General features: G+C 73.7%; 1 pseudogene. It reads right to left on the minus strand.

Annotated features, from left to right (window positions below):
* Window positions 1-331 (minus strand): annotated as a pseudogene (locus SM757_RS35210) ((Fe-S)-binding protein); the annotation flags it as partial.

A 331-nucleotide genomic window follows, 5' to 3' on the forward strand; every position in this document is an offset into this window, starting at 1 on the left:
CTTGAGCACGCGGCGCTCCAGCAGGTCGGCCAGCAGCTCGGTGTGGTGCCACACGCGCACCTGGCCGGAGGCCAGGCGCTGCGCCCAGGCGGCGTCGAGCACCGGGTACTCGTTGCGCAGGGCATGCAGCAGGTGCGGGTCGGCCGTCACGAGGTTGGCGGCCGGGTGGGCGGTGAGCGTGTCCATGAGCTGGCGCGCCAGGCGCTGGTAGCCGGCCTCGTCGCCCAGGCGGCGGGCGACGTCGCCACAGTCGGTTTCAGCCGCACCCAGTACCGCCGGGACGATGCCGCCGGCCTTCATGGACTGCACCAGCGCGCGCAGCGTCTTCTGC

Source organism: Azohydromonas lata (assembly GCF_034427735.1).
Lineage (GTDB): Bacteria > Pseudomonadota > Gammaproteobacteria > Burkholderiales > Burkholderiaceae_C > Azohydromonas > Azohydromonas lata.